The organism is Paenibacillus sp. USHLN196, assembly GCF_037144955.1.
Lineage (GTDB): Bacteria > Bacillota > Bacilli > Paenibacillales > Paenibacillaceae > Paenibacillus > Paenibacillus xylanexedens_C.
On the sequence record NZ_JBBCYH010000006.1, the window covers coordinates 416,979 to 438,640 of the forward strand.

Sequence of the window (21,662 nt, forward strand, 5' to 3'; positions counted from 1 at the left end):
CATGGAAAAACCTGCGCCATTACCAAGTGTAGATCCCGAATCCAGCCCGATTGAGGACAATACAGCCCAGTCGCCTGTCCGGTATATTCTCTTCCCTCGCAAAGGGGGCTGGTCCTCCTTTCCTTATCCCGATATCGCTGCTCTGCTGTCGATCGAGGGAGATGTCTATTATGTCAGCAGCCTGACGCAGACAGAGGATGTACCTGCGGCCATCACCGTCATCTCCCTCCCTGAAGCTGAACAACTACTGCTGGAACCTCGCACCGTAGCAGTGGTCACCCATCCCTACTGGCTAATGGCTACAGCTTCACTGGAGCCTGAGCTATGTATCGCCCTGCTCCCTGAGCCTGCTGGAAACGAAGCAGAATCTCCACTATGGGAGAGCAGTATTTCCAAACTGGTCGGTATCGCCGATCTGGTAGGTACCTCCTCCGAAACACGGTATTTGAAGCTGTTATTCCAAGGCGTACGCGCCATCTGGCTGGGCGGAGAAGACCCTACACCCGCGGGTACGATGCAAAAGGATGATCTCGAAATACCTCTCCGGGACTACGAACTGTTCTTCCTGCATGCGCTGCGGCAGATCCTGTCAGGAACGCTGGATAGCGTCACCCTGCTTCAATGCAGTGTACGTGCCGACTTCTACCGCCAGTTAAGAGCCAAAGCAGGGGCACATGAGACGATATCCTTTTTGTTGGCAGCCTATGAGTATCTGCTTGAGGATCCACGAGCCACCACATCACTTCAGGAGGCCTTCACCCACGCGGTTATGAACGGTCGCAGTGATTGTGTAGTCTCCCATTATCGATTCCTGTCTGCCATTCATGCCCGGGCCGGGCAGTTGGAAGACGCTCTGCTAGTGTATGGAATCAGTGCAGGCGACGAACAGGAACGGCATCATTATGAACAGCTATGTCGCTGGTTTGAGGCGGGAGAAGATCAACTTGTGCGAGCGGAATTGCTACGTATTAACGATGATTACGGATACGCTCTTCGTATCCTGGACGAACTTGGCGGAGAAACCGCGAGACATTGGAAATTCCGCATCTACCGGGAGACTGGGCGTGTGGAAGAGGCACTGGCTCTCGTGCACGCAGTCGATATTCAGGATGATGCCAGTCGCCGGGATTATCAGCAATTATCGGGAAGTGCGCTGGCACTGCGAGGGGAACGACACGGGGCCGTCCGACATTTCCTCGAGACAGCACTGGAGGATGAAGATGCGCTGGCCCGGATTGTCGAGTTGGAGCTGTTGGATCATGCTGTGCAGCAATTGCTTGGGGAGGTGCCATGATGCTGGACCCGAAGAAGCGTAGACAACAGGTGAATGGGCCGATGGTGCACAGGGATATCCGAACCGAAACCACTTTCACGCCAACGGAAACAGTGGATAGGTCACATATAAACGTATTGGAAAATGGCGATCACACGCCAGATCACGCACAACAATCACATGGCTCCCGAAGCCAAGTGCATCTCTGGACTGACGCACAAGGTCAGTTGGATCAGGATACTGCTGCAATAGACGAGGAAACGAGCGTATTCAAAGAGCCTTTCTCCATTCGTCGGGTTCGCAAAAGCAAAGGCAACAAGCTCACCGCCATGCTCCAGGTTCGCAATGAACGCGGCCGATACCTTGAAGAAGTATTGCATGATCTGAGTGAGTTCGTAGACGAGATCGTTATTGTGGACGATGCCAGCACAGACGGAACCCCGGATCTATGCAAAGCCTACCCGAAGGTAGTTCGTCTGGAGGTGCTGGAGAAACCGTTATTCGCCGAGGAATGGCGACTTCGCAATACCTTATGGCAAGCAGCAGCGGGAACACATCCCGACTGGTTGCTCTCGGTTGACGCGGATGAGTTATACAGCTCAGAGGCCAAGAAAGCCATACGCGCTCTGATTAATCAGGAGTATGCTGACTGGTTTGCATTCCGTTTCTACGATATGTGGGGCGGCCGAACCCACTACCGGGAAGATGATCTTTGGTGTCTGCACAAACGGCATACCGCTTCACTTGTACGGTATATGCCTGGATATCCTTATTTTTATCCACAGCAGAATCATCATGTTCCCCGTCTTCCCTTGTCCTGTACTGTATTGCCTGGGGTCAGCACGGAACTGAAGGTACAGCATCTCGGTTGGGCTGGCTGCCTGGAGGACCGGGTTCGTAAATATTTGCGCTACAAACGTATTGATCCGAGCGGTGAGTGGGGCAATCTTGCACATTACGAGTCAATTCTTGATCCGGAACCTCGGCTGATTCCCTGGAAGGAGGGACAGTGAGATGGGCGTGGTGAGTATTCTGACGCATAGCTTCACCGATGGATACAATCGGGAGTTCGGGCGGGTATTTGGCGGTGGACTGGAGCGCTACATTCTGGATCTGTGCAGTGTCATCCGTGGACTCGGGCACATTCCCGAGGTTCATCAGCTCTCCTATTTTGAAGCGTTTCAGACGCGGACGGAGCAAATCGATGTATTTGGCTATGCGTACGACATGAACGATGTGCCCGAAGCCTTCGACCGGATGGCAGCCGCAGCGCGCGGCCCAGTGATCTATGCCAGTTGTCTGTGGCAACCTATCACCTATAAACCCGGCAGTCTTGGCATCTGTCACGGCATTAACTGGGATCGTCCCGGACTGCCACTGGAGACCAAACAGCAAGTGGCGGAACATATTCAGTTGGCTCTGGATGGACTTGTACGTATTGTGTCTGTCGATTCCCATTTTCAGACCTTTTGCCGGGCTGCATGCACCTATACCGATCCAAGACAGGTTGTCCTGATTCCCAATGCCGTGGATACGTCCTATTTCACACCAGCCCCGCCAACGCGCACCTTGGAGCAGGAACGTGAAGACGAATGGCTTGCTGCTTGGAAGAGCGATCTGGCGAGTCATGAGGAGAATGTTGGTGCAGTTATATCAGGCGTGCAGGTTGCAGAGGGCAAGGGTAAAACGAGTGTTGATGGAGCGGACAGTGGGAAGCATGAAGGAGATTGCGACCGAGAGGGACCGGTTGAAAAGAAAGCTGTGGATGCTCGTGTAACCTCAGCCCGTCCCCTTCGCATTATATATCCGCGCCGCATTAGCATGGAGCGGGGCATTATTCCGATGATGCTGGCAGCAGATAAACTGCTCGGAGCCTTTCCCGATCTGGAGATTGAATTTGCAGGGGAACTGGTCGAAGGCAGTACGGTTGGGAGAGCCTTTCGTTATTGGCATCGTACACATCCACATGCAGATCGAATTAACCAGCGCACGTATGATTTTCGGGATATTCGAGAGGCCTACCATCAGGCAGATATTGCCGTAATTCCAACGGTTTTCTCAGAGGGTACCTCCTATGCCTGTCTGGAAGCGATGAGCTGCGGACTTCCCGTGATTGCGTCCAATGTTGGTGGATTGAATGATCTGATTCAAGACGGATTTAACGGGCTGCTGGTACCTCCTGGCGAGCAGGAATTGACTGCCGCACTGGTACGTCTCGTTCAGGATCGAGCCGAGCGTGAACGACTCGGGATCTACGCGCGCGAGACCGCACTGTCCTATGATCTTTCCAGGTGGCGGAGCCGGTGGAGTACGGTGTTGGAATCTTTTTTGGCAGAGACAGGATTGAAGGAGGGAATTCGGGGATGATGGATACGCCCAAGGCAACGGAATTCATGGAGTCAAGATACATTCGGCAAAGTGACCCTAAAACGGACACACTGGTCTTCCCCCTGCATCCGGCATGGTGGAGCCGTCCTTATGAATATGAATGGGCCCAGCGTTTTGCACGTCCAGATGATGTCGTCCTTGATGCAGCCTGCGGCATCTCCCATCCGTTCAAATTCTGGCTTGCAGAACACTGCCGTGAGGTTCATGCTTGCGACTGGGATGAACGTATTTTGTCTGAAGAAGCGATCAGGCTGGATATTGCTGCGGATTTTGGCGAGCAGGCCGCTCAGATTCTGCCGGAATCGGCTCTCGTCAGGTTACATCGTGCGCAGGCCAATCTGGCCCAGCTTCCGTATGAGTCCGGTAAGTTTGATCGGGTGTTCTGTATCTCCGTCTTGGAACATCTGGATACGGGCACGATGCTGCGGGCTTTTCGTGAATTCGCTCGGGTGCTGAAACCAAACGGACAGTTAATCGCTACCTTCGATGTGCCCGAGATGCGGCCAGATTTACTGGAGACGATCATGGCTGTTACCGGACTAACCATTGAAGATAAGCTGAACGTGGAAGAACCGGATGATGCCATCTGGTCTGACATGTACGGCACGCCGATCCGCTGTTTTCGAGCGGTGATATGCAAAGGTTGAGACTGGTTGCATGGCATTGAGTTAAGGCAGGTGGAAAATGGAGGGCTTGAGGGCTGATCCATTGCAACGGAACAATGCACGGTTCGGGAAATACTCCGATTATCGACAGCTCCGTTGCTATTTCACGTTCAATCGGAGGATAGCTATAGAAGCATATGAGATACATGGGAATGGGAATTAGGATATAGAATCAGATCAAAGGTGTACCAGTAGCATATTGCATTGGTTGGTGTATCCCTTGGCAACGTCTGCGCCGGGTGCTGTCAGGCGCAGCAGAGTTTGCAGGCCCGAAGGGATTGCCGTTGCCGGGCGACCTGAGGCGGCAGGTTGCCGCGCAGTGAGTTGGGCAGATTCGGCCCAATCAAGCGCCAGGTTCTGCCGCCCGGCGAGCAGCGCGAGCGTGCCCGCAAGGAGCGCGTGAGCCGTGCGCTCCAGGGCGGGCACTTCGTCCGCACGGGGCTGCTGCGCGCCTTCAGGCGTGCCGCATAGCGCAAGCAGCCCTTCGCGGACGCTCGCGGGTGCGCGCAGCAGCCCGCAGCGTGCCGCAGGCGGAAGCGCTGCGAGCAACGCCAGCGCACCGCGAGGCGGCAGGGCCTGCAGCAGGCGCAGCCATGCGGCCCAGGCGCCTACGCCGGCGAGCGCTTGCGCAGCGGCGAGCACGCCAGGCGCAGGCGCGGCCGGGCCGGCGGGCGTTGCGCCGCGGGGCGGGCTGCCGCAGCTGCACGCCGTGGCGTTGCTGCGAGCCGTGGCCCCGCGCAGCAGCAGCGCCTCGGCGGCGCGGGCCGCTGCGGGCAGCGCTGCCTGCTGGCGAGCCGCCGCTCGGGCGTTGCGCCCGCCGGGCTGTTTGCGGCCCAGCGCCCACAGCGCGAGCGCCGCCTCTGGCCCGTGCTGCGCATGCGCCGCCCAGGGCTGCAAAACTGCCCGAGCCGCGGCGTCCTCGCCCAGCTGGGCGAGCGCAAGCCCGGCGGCCAGCGGCTGTGCCCGCAGCGGGGCAGCAAGCGCAGCCGCATGGCGCAGCAGCCACTCCGGCCGATGCGCAGCCAGCGCGGCCGGGATCATCGCTTGCCATGCCGCAGGCGGCAAGCTTACCCGGGCGGCTGCGCTGGCAATGGCATGCGGCCGTCCCGTGGCAGCAGCCAGCAACAACAGCCGCTGCCATGCTGGCAGGCTGCCGGGCTGCACGCCCAGAGCAGCCGTGTACGCCGCTGCTGCCTCCGTCCAGCGGCCAGCCCGTTCATGCGCCATGCCTTCCAACGTCAGGCTGCGGTAAGTTCCCGCACCAGAAACCGATGTATATCGGTTGGCTGTGGAAGCAGCGGATTTAGCCTGTTTTAACCAGTTCAAGGCCATATCCTCTCTCCCTTGATCCATTTCCAGTACAGCACCAAACTCCAACAAATCCGGAAAATCCTCATACATGGGCGCCCATGTTTCCACCACTGCACACGCCCTCTCCGGGCTGCCCATCTCTCGCCAGGCGTAAGCCGTTTTCAGCACCAGATCCGAGTGATATCCGCACTCAGGCGTAAGCTGTGCCAATAATGGCTGTAACAACCGGAGTGCTTCATCATACTTTGCTTGCTGAAACCACTCTGCAGCCAAGGCATATATTAGTTCCGGTTGATCGCCCTCCTGATTCAACGCGGAACGAATCAACTTCATATTCCGTACACCTTTATTTTTGTCGACGATTGCCTGCTCCAGATATCCGTAATGAATGACCTCAAGTCCAGAATGAAGCACACCTTGCGGAGCCAGGGAGAGGATCGAAGAAGCAATTTCCTCATGAATCCTGCCCTGAAAAGCAATTCGCGGATCGTTTCGGAACAAGCGACACACTGCATCCGTCACACACTCTTCACCGGACACACCCAGCAGACTTGTGACCTGTATCCAGTATCCCCACACGTCATGCCTGCTCTCAGCTAACAACTGCATAAGTTCTGCCTTCATCTGTGTGGTCTGTACCCATACTTCATCCGCATCAAGTACCAGAATCCACGGATTCGTGGCAGCAGCGAGGGACAGGTTACGGGCTTCACTGAAATCTCCGTTCCATTCTGAGCGGATAACCACGGCACCATGGAGACGTGCTATTTCAATTGTATCGTCTACTGATCCTGTATCCACGATGATGATCTCATCCACGATATCCCTGACTGCGTTCAGGCACTGCTGGAGTGCTTCACCTTCATCCTTCACGATCATGCACAAACTAATCCCTGTGTCCATATGCATCACCACCCCTCACCAACGGAGTTCAGTCCCATCCAGTACCCATCTGCATTCTCACTTTAACTCTCGCACCTGCTTGATACTGTTCAACTCTCGAACCCATCCGCTCCTGGCAGTTCAAGCCGAATATGTTGAACAACAGGCCAACAACGGTGTCGATTTCCATTCGTATGTTGGGCGAATACCTCCAGATGATGATCCGCAGCACTAACCAATCCTTTCACCAGCGAACTGGTTCCTGCGCGGGAATCCGAAGCCCCAGGGAACGACTCGATTTCGTTCACATTCAGATTCTCTTTCTCTTTCTCTCCCACTCTAACGCTCTCCCCAACAGATAGATCATCTCCAGCCAATTGCTGCCGACACATCTGAATCAGGCTGTGCAATTCTTTCCATTGCCCGGACTGGACGCATCCCTCCATCATCAGTCCGAGCGCCTGCCAGCCATCATACTCTGCTCCTGCAACCGTTCCGCTCACGCTGGATTCCTCATTCGTTCCTTCACCCAACTGCGAACTACGCTTCAACCACAAGGTCAATGGATCGTCTCCACTGACTTCCTTCCCCTCGATCCATTCCAACCGTTCGAGCCATTGGGCAGACGGGACCGCGAGCAGCCCCTTTTTCCGCTTTACAGGTTCCAGCTTCAGACGCGCCTTGTTCCATCTTCCCCGCTGGATTTGTAGCATGGCTTCAGCCACGGACAAACGCTCCCTCATCTCTCCGGAAGGTTGTGAGGATAAGGCCGATAACAATTCTAGAGCCGCATCATAACAACGACTTTGCTCCAGAATGCCCAATACTTTATGTGTAGCCTCTTTCGAACCGAGCGCAAAACGCTCCGTCACAAGCTCCGGGATCTGATGTTCCTGCCCGGAGACTCGCATAATTCGGAATATCCGATAGAGCGGCGGTAACAGACTGGATTTGGCGCGTACCGCTTCCACGTAAGCATCCACCGCACCTTCCAGATCAGCCCTTCCTTCCAGTAATCGTCCTAATGTATACCATGTCTGATAGGTTCCGATGCCTTCTTCGGTATGATAGATGGCTGGAGGTGGCCCCATGCGGACCGCTTCACGCAGCGACAATTCAGCCCGATCTGCATCACCCAAAGCGTCTGCACACATCCCGCGATGGTGCATCAGATCGGTGTACTCTGGAAATAGTTCAAGCGCTGCATCAATTCGATCCAGTGCTTCCTGCCAGCGATTCAGGTGCTGGAGACAACGAACTTCATATTTGAATAGCAAATGCGCGTAACTGGTCACGGTAGGATCAATCCCCATCCGAGCCACACCAAACATCTCCAACGCCCGCTCCGCTTCCCCCACACGCAGATACTCAACGCCCAGATTATAGTAATGGAACGGTTGATCCGGTTCTTCCTCCACCGCTTGTTGCAACAGACGAACATTGCGGTTCACCTTATCTTTGCGCTCCACAATCGCCGTCTGATACCCGTAATGATGGATGACCATGTCCGTCACATGAAAAACAGCATCTGGATTCCCACGGCAAATCGCCGCCGCAATCTGCTCATGAATCCGCCCTTGGAATCGATGCTCCGGAGCATTACGAAAGAGACGCAAGACCGGATTCACGGTCCCCCCTTGCTGACCCGTACCTGTGTAGTTATGAATATTTAAAAACAATCCGTCACATCCGCTGACCGTCGTCCAGCTTCTGATCTGCTCCCGCGCAGTCGCATCGAGCGCCTCGTCCGCATCGAGGAAAAGAATCCAGTCGCCGGAAGCCCGCTCCAGGCCAGCATTCCGTGCTGCGGCAAAATCATCGCACCACTCAAATCGGACAACCACCGCACCATGTTGCTGCGCAATCTCCGCGCTGCGGTCCGTCGAACCAGTGTCCACTACAATCACTTCATCCACCGCTCCCTGAACACTGGCAAGACAATGGGGTAGTAATTCTTCCTCATCCTTCACGATCATGCATAGGGAAATCCGTTCCGCTCGCAAGCTGATTCCTCCTTTCCTTCGCATGGAACATCGTACGCCATGGGATGCCTTCGGCTGTTCGCAGCCTTTGCTCCAGTGCAGTATGTTGTGCCGCAAGGGACCCTGCCGAAGGGGAACGAACCAGCTCCTGTCGAATTGCTTCCATCGCTATCTGCAAGTAACATACAGCTGCTCCAGCTCTGGCCTGTTGCAGATCAGGTATACGCTCCAGCGCCTGCTCGAACAGAGACAATGCCTGATCAGGGTAACCTTTGGCAACCAATGTTTCACCCAGCCAGAATAACCCTTCTGCATCAAGCTCACTCTCGGTCATGCACTGAATCAGGATGTTCGCGGCTACCAAGGTGTACCCGTGACAATATAGCAGGCTTGCCAACTCCCGCCGTACCGTTACGGATGTTCCCTGATGCTCACGCATCATGATTGCCCGCAGCTCATGCAGTTGCTCAGCAAGCGTAAGCTGCCCTGTCTTTATGGCCTGCTGCACAATTTTCTCCGCCACCAGCTGTGCCTGCCGACCCCATTGTAGAAGCTTCTGTTCTTCTGACTCAGGTTCCATGTAGCGTGGCTCTTTGGGCAACTGATGCAGCAAACGGTCCATGACCTTCCATACATCCTTTTCCTCTGGATACGTAGTTGCGAGGAAAGTCTCGGTTAATCGTAATCCATTGGCCCAGCAAGCCAGTGCCCAATTCATTCTGTGTTCTGCCTGCATGCTGACCCCATCCATACCCTCAGCGTTCCAATGTTCTTCCGCCAGTTGCAAGGCATCCGAAACCCTGTTCGCACATAACAACCAATGTATTCGATCCACTACATGGATACGAGCGCTACGCGCAATGGAATCCAGCATATTCAATGACTGCTCATATGCCCCGCAGCCTGCGAGAACATGAATCACATGCACCAGATGATCCTCATTCGTCACGGCGCATGGATGGGACATTTCACCACGAACCAAATCACCGTGCCCTGACTCTCCGATCCCTCTACATCTGGCGAGCAATGTTTCTGCTATGTTCTCATCCGTTTCTCCGGACTGTTGCAGCACATCTGCCAACCCCGCCCATGCCGGAGCATACACAGACATACTATCCAGAGCCAGCCCGTACAGATGTGCGGACTCATTCAGGAAGCCCCGTTTCTGTGCAAGTCTGGCCATGGCGGTATACGCTCTGTAACTGTCAGAACCCGCTTCCGTTACATATGACGCGTCTAACGTGCTACCGCTATTCCTCTGTCCATCACTATCCAGCGCCACCCGGCAATCGGTCGCTCGCGCATAGGATTGGTATGCACGTTCCTCCAAACCTTGCTGCTCCAACGTCTCCCCATACAACAGGTGCAGATCAGCATAAGATGGGTAACGATGCCTTTCCACAGCCAGAAGCGCATGCGCCTCTTCATATCGTTCCAATCCCACAAGGACTTTCCCATAATCTCTAACCAGTGTAGGACGATATGGCGCGTGCAACTCTGTCAGGCGCAACGATTCACCGAACGCTTCAGTTGCCTGTTCAATCTGACCAAGCTGGCAATAGGTCACGCCCAGATTATACAGGTGAAAAGGCTGTTTCGGATCATCCTGTAATTCACGCTTAATCAGTTTCAAATTACGTCTTGGCTTATGCTCCTCGGCAATCGCGGAATCCAGATACCCATCATGAATGAGACATAGTGGAGCAAGCGGTTCAGTCTCAACCAACAAATGTTCTTCATCTATATAGGTCTCGCTCTTATCCATATCTCCAGCCTCATACCGGACAGGCTCGCATGGGCCACTACGAACCAATTGCTCATGAATACGCCCCTTGTATCGATATCCCTGATGAGCACGGAACAGTCTCACTGGCTGAGAGATAACGCTCTCTTCTACACCTTCACCGTATCGGTTCTCTATAGTTATACGCAATCTTGTAATGCTTTTATGGACTTTAGGCAAATAATTCAGTAGTTCTTCCAACCCCTGCGTAACATACTCATCGGCATCTAGACACAGGACCCATTCGGTGCTCGCCAGAGGTAAACTGATATTCCGCGCATGTGCAAAGTCATCCTCCCAACGGGCGTGCAGCACCGTTGCTCCGTATGATCTGGCGATCTCGGATGTACGGTCGGACGAGCCTGTATCGGTAATAAAGCATTCCGTGCCGATATGCTTCAAGCTGTCGAGACAGCGGGGCAGGTGATGTTCTTCATTTTGCACAATCATATGGATTCCAAGTAAACGGTTCTGCAAATGTAACCACCTCCAATACGAAAAAAAGTACATGAAGTCCACCAAAGGAACTCCATGTACCTATATGACAAATGAATGGGTTATGTGCCTTGTCCATTGAAGAACACATCAATCGTACTTGGTGCACCAACTAGGCTGGAGCGGTAGGATAGACGTGTATATTTGAGAAAACGCTGCGGAACCAATACATCCACTGACCCGGACAAAATGCCCGTTACTGTCGTCACATCCGTGTACCAGTTCGAACCGTTCGCACTGATCTCAACGCGAGCATCTACCCGGTTTACACCCGGTCCCCTATTGTATACAAAAAAAGAATACGTACCAAATACACTGGTGGTCACTGCTGGAAGTGGTGTAAAGGTGTTAGCCGTCGGGGTGCTAATGAGCTGTGACTCCTGAAAACTCTTCTGTGAAATGGACGTCACACTGCTGAGTGTCCCTGCTGTGATGGTTGCCCCGAGTATACCTGTTATCGTACCCGCTGTGATAGTCGCGCCAAGTACGCTGGTGATTGTTCCGGCTGTGATCGTCGCACCTAATACACTCGTGATTGTACCATTCAGTAAGTTCGTTAACGTACCTGCTGTTACCGTAGCTCCGAGTACACTCGTGATCGTACCCGCTGTGATCGTTGCTCCCAATACACTAGTGATCGTACCATTCAGCAAGTTTGTCAATGTTCCCGCTGTCACCGTGGCCCCGAGCACACTGGTGATGGTTCCCGCTGTGATCGTCGCTCCAAGTACACTGGTGATCGTACCATTCAGCAAGTTCGTCAGTGTCCCTGCAGTTACTGTGGCCCCGAGCACGCTGGTAAGTGTACCATCAAGCAAGTTCGTGAGTGTTCCTGCTGTTACGGTTGCCCCGAGTACACTTGTAATGGTTCCGGCCGTGATGGTCGCGCCCAATACACTGGTAATCGTACCATTCAACAAGTTCGTCAACGTACCTGCGGTCACTGTAGCTCCAAGCACACTGTTGATCGTACCTGCCGTGATGGTCGCTCCGAGCACACTCGTAATTGTGCCGTTCAGAATGTTGGTAATGGTTCCGGCATTAATCGTAACAGTGGTCAGACCGGAGATGTTACTGATTGTTCCATCCAAAATGATCCCAACCACGTTCCCGCTCGTATCGGTTCTAACGGGCTGGGCTGTGCCTGTACTATCCTGGCCGAAGATCAACGTCCTCAGATTATCCGGGTTCGTATTAAACGTTGTAAAGTTAGGCATGTGCCTCGTCCTCCTCCCTGGTCAAATCTGTGTAATCTACTCCCTTACGGCATACGCTGCGCCTGAAAGTAAACATCGAGCCGGGTCGGCTGATCCGGTTCAACGGATCGAATTGTAAGCCGGGTATAATGCAAAAATCGCAAGGGTACCAGCGCTTTGGTCTGTCCTCCCGCGATCACCTCCTGGCTGTCCACAGCATAGTCCACGGCATTGGGACTGATCTGGATCTGGACAAGAGCCGGATGTTTGCCGCGATTGACAATGCCATAGGTATACATGCTGAGGGATGAGGTGTCTTGTGCCGGGAGTGAGTGTATGCTGTTACTGGTCTCGGCTCCGACATACGTATGCTCTGTAAAACAGTGAATAGCACCAGGGAGTTTCGTACGTGAGGAAGCACCCTGCTTGAACCGGGGACGAGTGATCCGGGAACAAGGAGGTTTCAGCAATTTAGCGCGGCAGGAAAGACGGGAGCGGCGGCGACTGACATATTTAGTTGGTTGCTTCGTTCTCTTCTTGCTTCGCTTCGCTGTTCGACTCATCTCGATTTCCCCTTAAAAAATGTGCTTACGCATCGTATGCCCGGATTGGAAATACGGGCACGGCAACCGCCGTTATTTCCAGATATACGGTTCAGTCCCCAATCCATTCTTCTTCATTACACATACACTGCAAGTACAATGAAATGCGATTCAACCGGATTATTTCTCAAAATGAACTGGTCTATGGGAGGTGGATGAGATGACCAACTATAATGTATTCAACCAATCCAATGGTCCCCTGTTTACTCAATTAACCAATACCTTCTCAGCACCTGGAATTGAAGCTTCCCCAGACAGCGCTGCTGCTGCTGCCGGAAGTTTCTTTGCCCTAACGACCAACAATTCCTCGATTCCTTCCAACCAGAACCTTCTACTACAAGTCGTGAATGCAGTAGGCAGCGGAAGAACTTTGCGAATCTCCGGCCTCACCGGAGGAACTACAGCAGCAGCTACCCTGGTCATCTACTCTGGTGGAACGGTAACTGGTGGGAGCACACCTGTACCCGTCAATACACTACTTGGAAACACGAACACCAGTGTAGTTACCACAAGGCAGAATACAGGTACATTGGGTGGTGCCTTCACGAGCCTAACCAGTATCCCGCTGACAGCAGGTATGTATTCACTCAATCTGAACGGCTCAATTATTGTTCCACCGGGACAAACTTTATCTATTAGTGTAGGCACAGGGAGTCAGACAGGAGCCATTAACCTGTTCTGGTGGGAATTCTGAGTGTGATTATAGTAGAAGGTGGTGCAACCAGTGCCAAACAATAATGTATTCAACCCGTTAAGCCAGCCCGTCTATACGTCGAATACCAACACATATACCTCTCCCGGCATTGTTGCCCCACCTGAGAACGATGCCGGCAATACAGGCAATCTGTACAATGCAGGTTCCACCAATTCCACAACACTGGGATTGCTGGGAGGAAGCGTGATCGCTACCGTACAATTGGCCAATCCAGCGGGAAGCGGAAAAACCCTTTATGTATCACGGCTCTCTGGTGGAATTACGGTCTCACTCAATCTGTTATCTTCCTTCAGCGGTTCCATGAGTCTGAGCGCGAATGGAACACTGACATCACCCACCACACTCACACCGGTAAACAGTAACCTCTCCAGCAGTAATACCAGTATTGCAACGGTACGATTCTCAGCGGCAGCTCCATCAGGTGCTACCTCATTGATGGCGATGCCTTTGCAAGCAGGTCCTTTTCTATCCAATGAATCTGGAAGATACGTCGTTCCTCCAGGTCAGGCAATCAATCTCACTGTTAGCGGTTCACTTTCGGTTGGAGGACTAATGGCCTCCACGGCTTATTTTGCCTGGTGGGAAGTGTGACCGCTCAATATCCGACATTCCAGCACAGCAAACAGCCGCCTTCGGTGACTATCGGAAGCGGCTGTTTGTCTGACTGTAGATACAATGTTGTTAGGAATCGGGTCAGAGCAGTCAGGCCGATTCCTGCGGAACGATCTCTTTGGCTTCAGACATGGAGGGCTGCTTCACCCCCCACAAGATACGCTGCAGCAGTATGCCGGCCAAACCAATGACTAGTGTAGCGAGACCGATATACTGAAAAGTGGGACTCGGCCCTGTGGCACGAATCAGGGCACCACCGGCAATCGGTGCAATAACAAGCACCACACTGGATAACGAGTTTTGAATACCAAAGACACGTCCTACATAGGCAGGAGGGGTTTCCTTTTGCAGCAAATAATTCAGTGTTACCATAAAGAGCCCATTGCCTATCCCGATGCAGAGGCCCCAGATGATGACCCAGATTTCGGGTGTATCTGGGCCGATCCACCCCAAGGCAGCGATTCCGGCACCCACGAACAGATATCCTCCACCGAGCCCCCACCCATACCCCATTCTCGGCAGCCGATTTATCAATAGAATGATGACCACGGCTCCAGCACCTGCCGATGAACCTAACCAACCTAGCAACGATTCATTACCCGGCTTGATCTCCCGGAACAGGGTCGTAAACTGATAATCAATCATGAGAATGGCCATGAGTCCAAAACAGCCAAACAACATCGTACTTAGTACGACACGGCTGCTCCGTATAAACCGCCAACCTTGCTGCCACTGGGTAAACAAGGATTCTGATGCACCCTCTGTGCCATCAACACTTCCGTCTGGTTCAACAGGCTCCGATTTCTCCACCAACCGCCGCAAAGGCCACAGCACTGCGCCCGACAACAGACGGGTACAGGCATTAATGACAATACAGATCTGTGGTGAAAAAAAGGCCAAAATGACTGCGCCCAGAAGCGGTCCTGCCACTTTCGAGCACTGGCTCACAAAACCGTTCAGGGAAGATGCCTGGAACAGATGCTCCTCTGCCACCACCTGACGGGTTAACGCCTGCTGGGCTGGAACATGGAATACATTCATCATGGCCCGCAGGGCAAGAAGTGGAAGCAACCATACTGGGCTTGGCGCAAACAGAATGGCAATGGTCAGGGCAACCGTAATCACATCACACAGCATCATGATCCTCACTTTGTGAAGTCGATCAGCCAGTGCACCTGCAACGGAGCCCAGCAATATACCCGGGACAGCCATACATACTGGAATAAGCGCAATGATCAGCGGGTCCGCACCCCATCGGTAGGCCACCATCACCTGGATGGCGAGTGTATCGAACCAGTCTCCAAACGTAGCCAGAGAGTATGCGATAAACATGCGGACAAACCGGAGGTTGGTCCATAAGCTTTTGGAGGGTTCAGCAGATGGAGCTGGTACTTCGGTAGATTCATTGGATGTGGACTCATTTGAAATGACGGTCATACATGTACTTCCTCCCTTGATTACAGCCAATTGTGGTCTGTATGTTCCTTGGCTGTAATCATAAGGGAGTTATATCAGAGGAAGATCAGAGGATGGGGATACAGGAGCCAAAAAGTGACGTACCTTATCTACAATTTGTTGTCCATATGCGGGAACACCGTAACTTTTACCGATCTCTGCATACACTTGACGATATTTGCTGCGAAGTCTGCCTTCAATTCGATGGTGCTCCAGGAATAGGAGGATCTGATATGCAGCATTCAGATATAGTGGTGCGTTTAGCGACATTTTCAACACATCCAGACCGTCATCCATTCTTAACTCTGCCTCACGAATCCGTCCCTGTCGAAGCAACCATAGGCCTTCCATCACCTGAAAACGTCCGATCTCTCGCAGATAGGGTGCATCCTTCAACCCTCCTCGCAGGACTGCCATCTGAACCTCAACAGCTTCGCCGTTGCCACCCCATAGTTCCACATACAACGCTGCAAGTGCTACAGGCAGTCTGAAATTCTTGAGCTCGTCTGTCTCTATTACACGGTACGTTTCTTCCAGCTGTGCTTTGGCCCGTTGATATTGGCCTACCTCTACATAGACTTCGATTATGTTCAAAATGCGGAGTTCCCGAAGCTGATCGGCAGACAAAGCAGATGAATTCAATGCCTGTTCATACATACGTAAGCTTACGGATGGTTCAATTAGCGAGTGAACATAGATTAATAACCAGTACAAGCGTTCTTCGAAAGCAACTTCTTCCGTTGTAAGCAGCCATGCCAGATCTCCCTGTATAAAACGGATATACAACTGATAATAAGGCACAATCTGAATGCCGAGTGCTTCCTGCTGTTGCACCAGGGTCTGTATGGCGTTTCCCTGTCCAAACAAGTGATATTTACGAAGTAATCCGTGAATGGCTTCCTGCATTTCTGGGTCCTGAGCAGAAGGGCTAGGAGGTAGAACGGACTTGTTTTCCTGCACAGCAAGCCGATAACCGTATCCCCTTACCGTATCCAGACTAATCTCGTCCCAGTGCTTCAGTTTCTTGCGCAGACGATAGATATGATCATCCACGGTGCGTTCAACCGGATATTCCAGCGGCCATACCCGGTCCAGTAATTGACTGCGAGTGAAGGCTTTATCCTTGTTTTCATACAAAAAACGAAAAAGTGCAAATTCCTTCGCCAGCAGACGAATGGATTCCGTTCGCCTTGTTACCGTATATGTCCCCTCATCCAATTGCAAAGACATGCTTGGTTCCTCCTATATATTCTTCTCATCGTGTGTTCAACATACCACAAAAACCCTTTGAGAGAACGCAAAAGGTTTCTGTCGTGTATCTATTCTTCGAACGAGCTGATTCTTGTCTTAACCGAGTACAACACGATCATCTGCCATTTTTTTGCCGCTAATCCGTTCGAATTCACCAAGCAACTCAGGTACCGTCAACGTACGCTTGCGCTCTTCGCTGACATCCAGAATAATTCGGCCTTTGTCCATCATAATCAAACGGTTACCCAGTCGAATCGCCTGTTCCATATTGTGCGTTACCATCAGCGTAGTCAATCTCATCTCACGCACAAGTGTCTCTGTCAGTTCCGTGATCAGTTCGGCACGTGAAGGATCAAGAGCCGCCGTATGCTCATCCAGCAGCAGAATCTGTGGCTGGGTAAACGTCGCCATCAGCAGACTGAGTGCCTGCCGCTCCCCGCCTGACAATAAACCGACTTTCGCGTTAGGCCGCTTTTCCAGTCCGATTCCCAGCTTCTCCAGTTGCGTGTTGAAAATCTCGCGTCTGGCACGGGTCACGCCAAAGCCCAGTCCACGCCCCTTGCCACGTTTGTATGCCATCGCCATATTTTCTTCAATGGACATATGCGGTGCTGTTCCTGCCATCGGGTCCTGGAACACCCGGCCAATCCAGCTGCTGCGCTTGTGCTCAGGCAAGTTTTTAATTGAACGGTCATTGACCAGTACATCACCCATATCCGGCTTCATCACACCCGATATAATGTTCATCAGCGTCGATTTCCCGGCTCCGTTACTGCCAATCACCGTCACAAAGTCTCCCGGATTCATCGTCAGATTCACACCAACCAGCGCGGTCTTCTCATCCGTTGTACCTGGGTTGAACAGCTTGGTTACTTGCGTAATCTCCAGCATGATCACATACCTCCCTTCGCCTGTTGGCCCCCGGATCGCATCAACTCTTCTGTTCGTCTGCGAGCCAGACTTCGCTGCTTCATGGAGCGCTGCATCGTTGGGAATACAAGAGCGATAATGACGATCACAGCGGTGATCAGTTTCAGATCAGATGTATCGAACCACTCGACTTGAAGGGCAAGCGCGACCACAATCCGGTAGATGATCGAACCAACGATCGCTGCGAGTGTGGCCCAGAATACCGTTCTTGCTCCAAGAATGGCCTCACCGATAATCACCGAAGCCAGTCCGATGACGATCATACCGATGCCCATCGTGATGTCCGCAAAGCCGGATTGTTGTGCAATGAATGCGCCAGACAGGGCAACCAATCCATTGGATAAGCTGACACCTACAATCGTAGTCACATCCGTATTTGCACCAAAGCTGCGAATCATGCGTTTGTTATCACCTGTCGCGCGTAGCGCCAGTCCAACATCTGTTTTCATGAACAGATCGAGCATGATTTTAAATACCAGCACGACGATGATAATTAGCACCATGACATGTTCGCCCGAGAATGGATTATCCATGCCCATAATGGATTTATTCGGTGCGCCAAGGATACGCATATTAATGGAGTAGAGCGCGATCATCATCAAAATCCCGGATAACAATCCGTTAATTTTGCCTTTGGTATGAAGCAGACCTGTACATGCCCCAGCCACCATGCCTCCAGCCATTGCCGCCAAACAAGCGAGCCAAGGAGAGAAGTCATTGGATATCATAACCGCCGCGATTGCGCCTCCTGTTGTAAAACTTCCGTCTACGGTAAGGTCAGGAAAATCGAGTATGCGGAACGTAATATATACACCAAGTGCCATCAGTGCGTATAAAAGCCCCAGCTCGATTGCTCCTTCAATTGAATTCCAGCTTATACTCACGCTACTTCCTCCTGTCTATCGAAAAGAATGAGGCGAACCCGTTGCACGTTCGCCTCGCATCCTTACTGCCGGATAACGATCCGGTCCAATTATTGAATCAATCTCATAATTCATTAAATTATTGTTTCTGTAACTAGATATAGACAAATTGAATCGTTTTGATCTATATCTACCCTTGATTGAAGTAACTAAAGGTATTATGAATTGATTCTATTGAATAATGTTGTTGTCCTGATCTTGCACTTCTGCCTTCATCTCATCCGTAACCGTGATGCCTTGGGCTTCAGCCGCTTTCAGGTTCAGGATCAGATCCAGTTTGTCCGGAACGGTGACTTTCATGTCGCCCGGTTTCGTACCATTCTTCAGAATGTCCGCAGCCATCTCACCAACCTGATATCCATGGTCATAGTATTTGAAGCCAACGGTTGCGAAAGCTCCTTTTTCAACGGTATCCCGGTCACTGGAGAAGAACGGAATTTTGTTGCTGTTCGCCGTTTGGATAATAGTGTCAACCGCACTCACGACCGAGTTATCGAGCGTGATGTAGAACGCATCTACTTTGCCAACAAGGGAATCCGTTGCCTGTTTGACTTCAGATGTATTCGTAACCGGTGCTTTCACCAGCTTGATATTATGTGTCGCCAGTGCTTTTTCTGCGTTATCTGCCATAACCACCGCATTCGGCTCACCTTCGTTAATGACCAAACCTACCGTTTTCACATCAGGCAGATTTTTGGCGATAAAGTTAGCCAATTGCACGATGGCCTCCGGATTCGTGTCCGATGCACCTGTGATATTTCCGCCCGGCTTATTCATATCAGTCACCAATTTGGCACCCAGTGGGTCCGTTACCGCTGCGAACAATAATGGCTTGTCCTTCACTTGTTGAGCCAAAGCCAGTGCAGATGGTGTTGCGATACCGAGTACAAGATCATTTTTGGAATCACCCGAGATTTTCTGTGCAATGGACAGGTTGTTCGTCGAATCACCTTGCGCGTTATTGTAATCGATTTTGAGGTTCTTGTTCTCTTCAATGCCTGCTTCCTTCAGGGCTGCGATGAATCCTTCACGTGTAGCATCCAGAGATGGATGTTCAACAATCTGCGAGATGGCAATCTGGTATGATTTTTCCTCGCTGCCTCCACCTGTTGTAGTCCCCGATCCTTCGGATTCCGAACCTGTACCGCTGTTATTTCCGCAACCTGCCGCAACGATCATTGAAGCAACCATCATCAGTGACATCCAGAATTTCTTTTTCATGTGTGAGAACCCCTCTCCATCTTATAAAATGTAGTTACCCTTACCATATCGCCATTCCACTGGCACGATAGGGCGGGACAAAACGAACGCTTCAACGCATTGTTGCTTTGATCGACAAAAGCAGACAAATACAGACTTTCCTCATGCGACTGAAGTCCATGACCCGTGTTGCTGTAATATTGTTTCCCTAATATTAAGGTGCGTCCCGTTTTCCGTCAATGGTTGAACCGCTTCCAAATTAGTTTCATCGTATGATTGTGATAGAAAACATTACATAACGGCAAAAAAGCAACCCGCAAGTTATGCGAGTTGCCTATGTCTTATTCAACTAATTCCCCGACGCTTCGCGAATCTCATACTTGCACCTTTTGCCGCCATCGGCGTAACATTCGGTACGCTCCACCTCAGCTTGAAGCAACGAGCGGAACAGTTCCAGTTCACAGCGACAAGCTTGCTTGTAGACACTCGCGACTTGTACAATCGGGCAGTTCATTTCCGTAATAACGTAGGTTCCATCTTCTTCTCTGGACGCATCCGCCATATATCCGTTGGCATTCTGAATACGCGCGAGTTCCTCCACCCGTCCGGCCAGATCCTGGCCCTCCATCTGTGGTAATCCGCTGCGAAGCAGCTTGTCCCGGCGACTCTCGAACAACGTATCCACCACACCGCTCCCGGCTGAGTCAGACAACTCTTCAAGCAGTTCCAGCGTCAGGGACGAATATGATTTTGGAAAATAGCTGTCCCCGCGCACCGTTAGATGGTACACCGAGGACGGACGTCCAGCCGTAGCCCGGGCTTCCCCAACCTCAATCCAGCCATCCTGCTCCAATGCCGTCAGATGACGACGAATGGCCATGCCGGTCAGACCGAGCTCAGCGGTCATTTCCCTCGCAGTCATTGTGCCTTGCTGCTTCAGCATGAACAAAATCCGTTCACGCGTCGTTCGTTCCTCTTCGCGCTTCACGATCAGCACCTGCTCTCCTGCTTATGCGTGTACCGGTGCTGCCTCCCGGCAAGCATCCGAGCAAAAGCGGTTATGCGTCTCTTCGCAATCCTCACAGCTTACGTGCTGCAGGTTGCAGGTTGGACAATTAATATATCGGTCATGTGTCGTTCCACAGTGATAACAGCTGGCAATGACGATATCTTCTTCTGTCCGGTTAATCGGTACAGAGATCCGCTCGTCAAACACGTAACACTTGCCATCGAACAGATGGCCTTGCACTTCCGGATCTTTACCGTACGTGACAATACCACCGTCCAGTTGAGCCACGTCCTGGAATCCTTCATTGATCATGAACCCGGTCAGCTTCTCGCAGCGAATGCCGCCAGTGCAGTAGGTAATGATCGTTTTGTCCTTCATGTCACCCAGGTTCTCCCGAATCCACTCCGGAAACTCACGGAACGACTCGACATCTGGACGAATGGCCCCGCGGAAATGACCGATTTCGTATTCATAGTCATTGCGACCATCAATAACGATGACGTCATCACGTTGCAGATGTTCATGGAACTCTTTCGGTGAAAGACGTTTGCCGCTAATCACATTTGGATCAAGGTCTTCGTCCACGCGGAACGTAACCAGCTCTGCTTTGTGACGAACAAAGATCTTTTTGAACGCATGCTCTTCCACATCATCAATCTTGAACACCATGTCGCTGAACAGCGGGTTGGCATGCATGTCTTTCATGTACTGTTCTGTCTGTTCAGGCGTTCCGGATACGGTACCGTTAATGCCTTCGGATGCGATCAGAATACGGCCTTTCACACCCAGGTCCTTACAGTATTGCAGATGCTCTTGTGTAAACGTCTCAGGGTCTTCAATCTTCACGAACTTATAATATAAAAGCACGCGGTACGCGCTGTTACACATGTATATCACCTGTTCCTATTCCATGTTGTTATTAGCCGGATCATCCGGCAAGACGACTACGTTGCACCCTTACTGTTAAAAAGAAAATAAACAGCCGCCCGA

General features: G+C 52.0%; 18 protein-coding genes. 6 read left to right on the forward strand and 12 right to left on the reverse strand.

Features of this window, described 5'->3' with window-relative positions:
- Nucleotide 1: 1 nt before the first annotated feature.
- The 4 genes from WFI24_RS17530 to WFI24_RS17545 are packed head-to-tail and all read left to right on the forward strand — an operon-like array spanning nucleotide 2 to nucleotide 4,308.
- Nucleotides 2-1,294 carry a tetratricopeptide repeat protein gene (locus WFI24_RS17530; RefSeq protein WP_336762805.1) on the forward strand — a complete coding sequence of 431 codons (1,293 nt, stop codon included), beginning with the start codon at nucleotides 2-4 and terminating at the stop codon, nucleotides 1,292-1,294.
- Nucleotides 1,291-2,286, forward strand: a complete 996-nt coding sequence (locus WFI24_RS17535; protein ID WP_336762807.1) for a glycosyltransferase — start codon at nucleotides 1,291-1,293, stop codon at nucleotides 2,284-2,286. The genes WFI24_RS17530 and WFI24_RS17535 overlap by 4 nt, the downstream gene beginning before the upstream one ends.
- A gap of 1 nt (nucleotide 2,287) precedes the next feature.
- The gene (locus WFI24_RS17540; RefSeq protein WP_336762809.1) at nucleotides 2,288-3,640 is read left to right on the forward strand and encodes a glycosyltransferase family 4 protein; all 1,353 of its coding nucleotides are present in this window, start codon (nucleotides 2,288-2,290) and stop codon (nucleotides 3,638-3,640) included.
- The gene (locus WFI24_RS17545; protein ID WP_336762811.1) at nucleotides 3,637-4,308 is read left to right on the forward strand and encodes a class I SAM-dependent methyltransferase; all 672 of its coding nucleotides are present in this window, start codon (nucleotides 3,637-3,639) and stop codon (nucleotides 4,306-4,308) included. The genes WFI24_RS17540 and WFI24_RS17545 overlap by 4 nt, the downstream gene beginning before the upstream one ends.
- Before the next feature lie 195 nt (nucleotides 4,309-4,503).
- Here WFI24_RS17545 and WFI24_RS17550 read toward each other — a convergent pair whose 3' ends face one another.
- The 5 genes from WFI24_RS17550 to WFI24_RS17570 all read right to left on the reverse strand — a co-directional run bounded on the left by WFI24_RS17550 (nucleotide 4,504) and on the right by WFI24_RS17570 (nucleotide 12,538).
- Nucleotides 4,504-6,540, reverse strand: a complete 2,037-nt coding sequence (locus tag WFI24_RS17550; RefSeq protein WP_336762813.1) for a glycosyltransferase — start codon at nucleotides 6,538-6,540, stop codon at nucleotides 4,504-4,506.
- 89 nt (nucleotides 6,541-6,629) lie between these two features.
- Nucleotides 6,630-8,522, reverse strand: coding sequence for a glycosyltransferase (locus WFI24_RS17555; RefSeq protein ID WP_336762815.1), 1,893 nt, complete (start codon nucleotides 8,520-8,522; stop codon nucleotides 6,630-6,632).
- Nucleotides 8,479-10,761 carry a glycosyltransferase gene (locus tag WFI24_RS17560; RefSeq protein ID WP_336762816.1) on the reverse strand — a complete coding sequence of 761 codons (2,283 nt, stop codon included), beginning with the start codon at nucleotides 10,759-10,761 and terminating at the stop codon, nucleotides 8,479-8,481. Before WFI24_RS17560 ends, WFI24_RS17555 begins: the two co-directional genes overlap by 44 nt.
- Nucleotides 10,762-10,841: 80 nt before the next feature.
- The gene (locus WFI24_RS17565) at nucleotides 10,842-11,996 is read right to left on the reverse strand and encodes a DUF6385 domain-containing protein (protein ID WP_336762818.1); all 1,155 of its coding nucleotides are present in this window, start codon (nucleotides 11,994-11,996) and stop codon (nucleotides 10,842-10,844) included.
- A 44-nt stretch (nucleotides 11,997-12,040) separates the two neighbouring features.
- Nucleotides 12,041-12,538, reverse strand: coding sequence for a DUF6385 domain-containing protein (locus WFI24_RS17570; RefSeq protein ID WP_336762820.1), 498 nt, complete (start codon nucleotides 12,536-12,538; stop codon nucleotides 12,041-12,043).
- A gap of 199 nt (nucleotides 12,539-12,737) precedes the next feature.
- On the opposite strand from WFI24_RS17570, the gene WFI24_RS17575 reads away from it, so the two are divergent.
- Both WFI24_RS17575 and WFI24_RS17580 read left to right on the forward strand, forming a co-directional pair.
- A complete protein-coding gene (locus tag WFI24_RS17575) occupies nucleotides 12,738-13,271 on the forward strand; it encodes a hypothetical protein (RefSeq protein WP_336762822.1) in 534 nt (177 codons plus the stop codon).
- A gap of 30 nt (nucleotides 13,272-13,301) precedes the next feature.
- Nucleotides 13,302-13,883 (forward strand): hypothetical protein, encoded by a 582-nt coding sequence (locus WFI24_RS17580; RefSeq protein WP_336762823.1) that lies wholly within the window; start codon nucleotides 13,302-13,304, stop codon nucleotides 13,881-13,883.
- Nucleotides 13,884-13,994: 111 nt separating this feature from the next.
- Here the strand turns inward: WFI24_RS17580 and WFI24_RS17585 are convergent, their stop codons facing one another.
- The 7 genes from WFI24_RS17585 to trhO all read right to left on the reverse strand — a co-directional run bounded on the left by WFI24_RS17585 (nucleotide 13,995) and on the right by trhO (nucleotide 21,560).
- Nucleotides 13,995-15,341 carry an MFS transporter gene (locus WFI24_RS17585; protein ID WP_336762824.1) on the reverse strand — a complete coding sequence of 449 codons (1,347 nt, stop codon included), beginning with the start codon at nucleotides 15,339-15,341 and terminating at the stop codon, nucleotides 13,995-13,997.
- A 69-nt stretch (nucleotides 15,342-15,410) separates the two neighbouring features.
- Entirely contained in the window at nucleotides 15,411-16,589 is a 1,179-nt protein-coding gene (locus WFI24_RS17590) for a winged helix-turn-helix domain-containing protein (protein ID WP_336762825.1), read from the reverse strand.
- A gap of 117 nt (nucleotides 16,590-16,706) precedes the next feature.
- Nucleotides 16,707-17,501 (reverse strand): ABC transporter ATP-binding protein, encoded by a 795-nt coding sequence (locus WFI24_RS17595; protein ID WP_336762827.1) that lies wholly within the window; start codon nucleotides 17,499-17,501, stop codon nucleotides 16,707-16,709.
- A gap of 2 nt (nucleotides 17,502-17,503) precedes the next feature.
- Nucleotides 17,504-18,364 (reverse strand): ABC transporter permease, encoded by an 861-nt coding sequence (locus tag WFI24_RS17600; protein ID WP_442956236.1) that lies wholly within the window; start codon nucleotides 18,362-18,364, stop codon nucleotides 17,504-17,506.
- Nucleotides 18,365-18,634: 270 nt separating this feature from the next.
- Nucleotides 18,635-19,684, reverse strand: coding sequence for an ABC transporter substrate-binding protein (locus WFI24_RS17605; protein ID WP_336762830.1), 1,050 nt, complete (start codon nucleotides 19,682-19,684; stop codon nucleotides 18,635-18,637).
- A gap of 328 nt (nucleotides 19,685-20,012) precedes the next feature.
- Nucleotides 20,013-20,660 carry a helix-turn-helix transcriptional regulator gene (locus tag WFI24_RS17610; protein WP_145324748.1) on the reverse strand — a complete coding sequence of 216 codons (648 nt, stop codon included), beginning with the start codon at nucleotides 20,658-20,660 and terminating at the stop codon, nucleotides 20,013-20,015.
- 12 nt (nucleotides 20,661-20,672) lie between these two features.
- Entirely contained in the window at nucleotides 20,673-21,560 is an 888-nt protein-coding gene (gene trhO, locus WFI24_RS17615) for an oxygen-dependent tRNA uridine(34) hydroxylase TrhO (protein ID WP_124116691.1), read from the reverse strand.
- Between the last annotated feature and the right edge of the window lie 102 nt (nucleotides 21,561-21,662).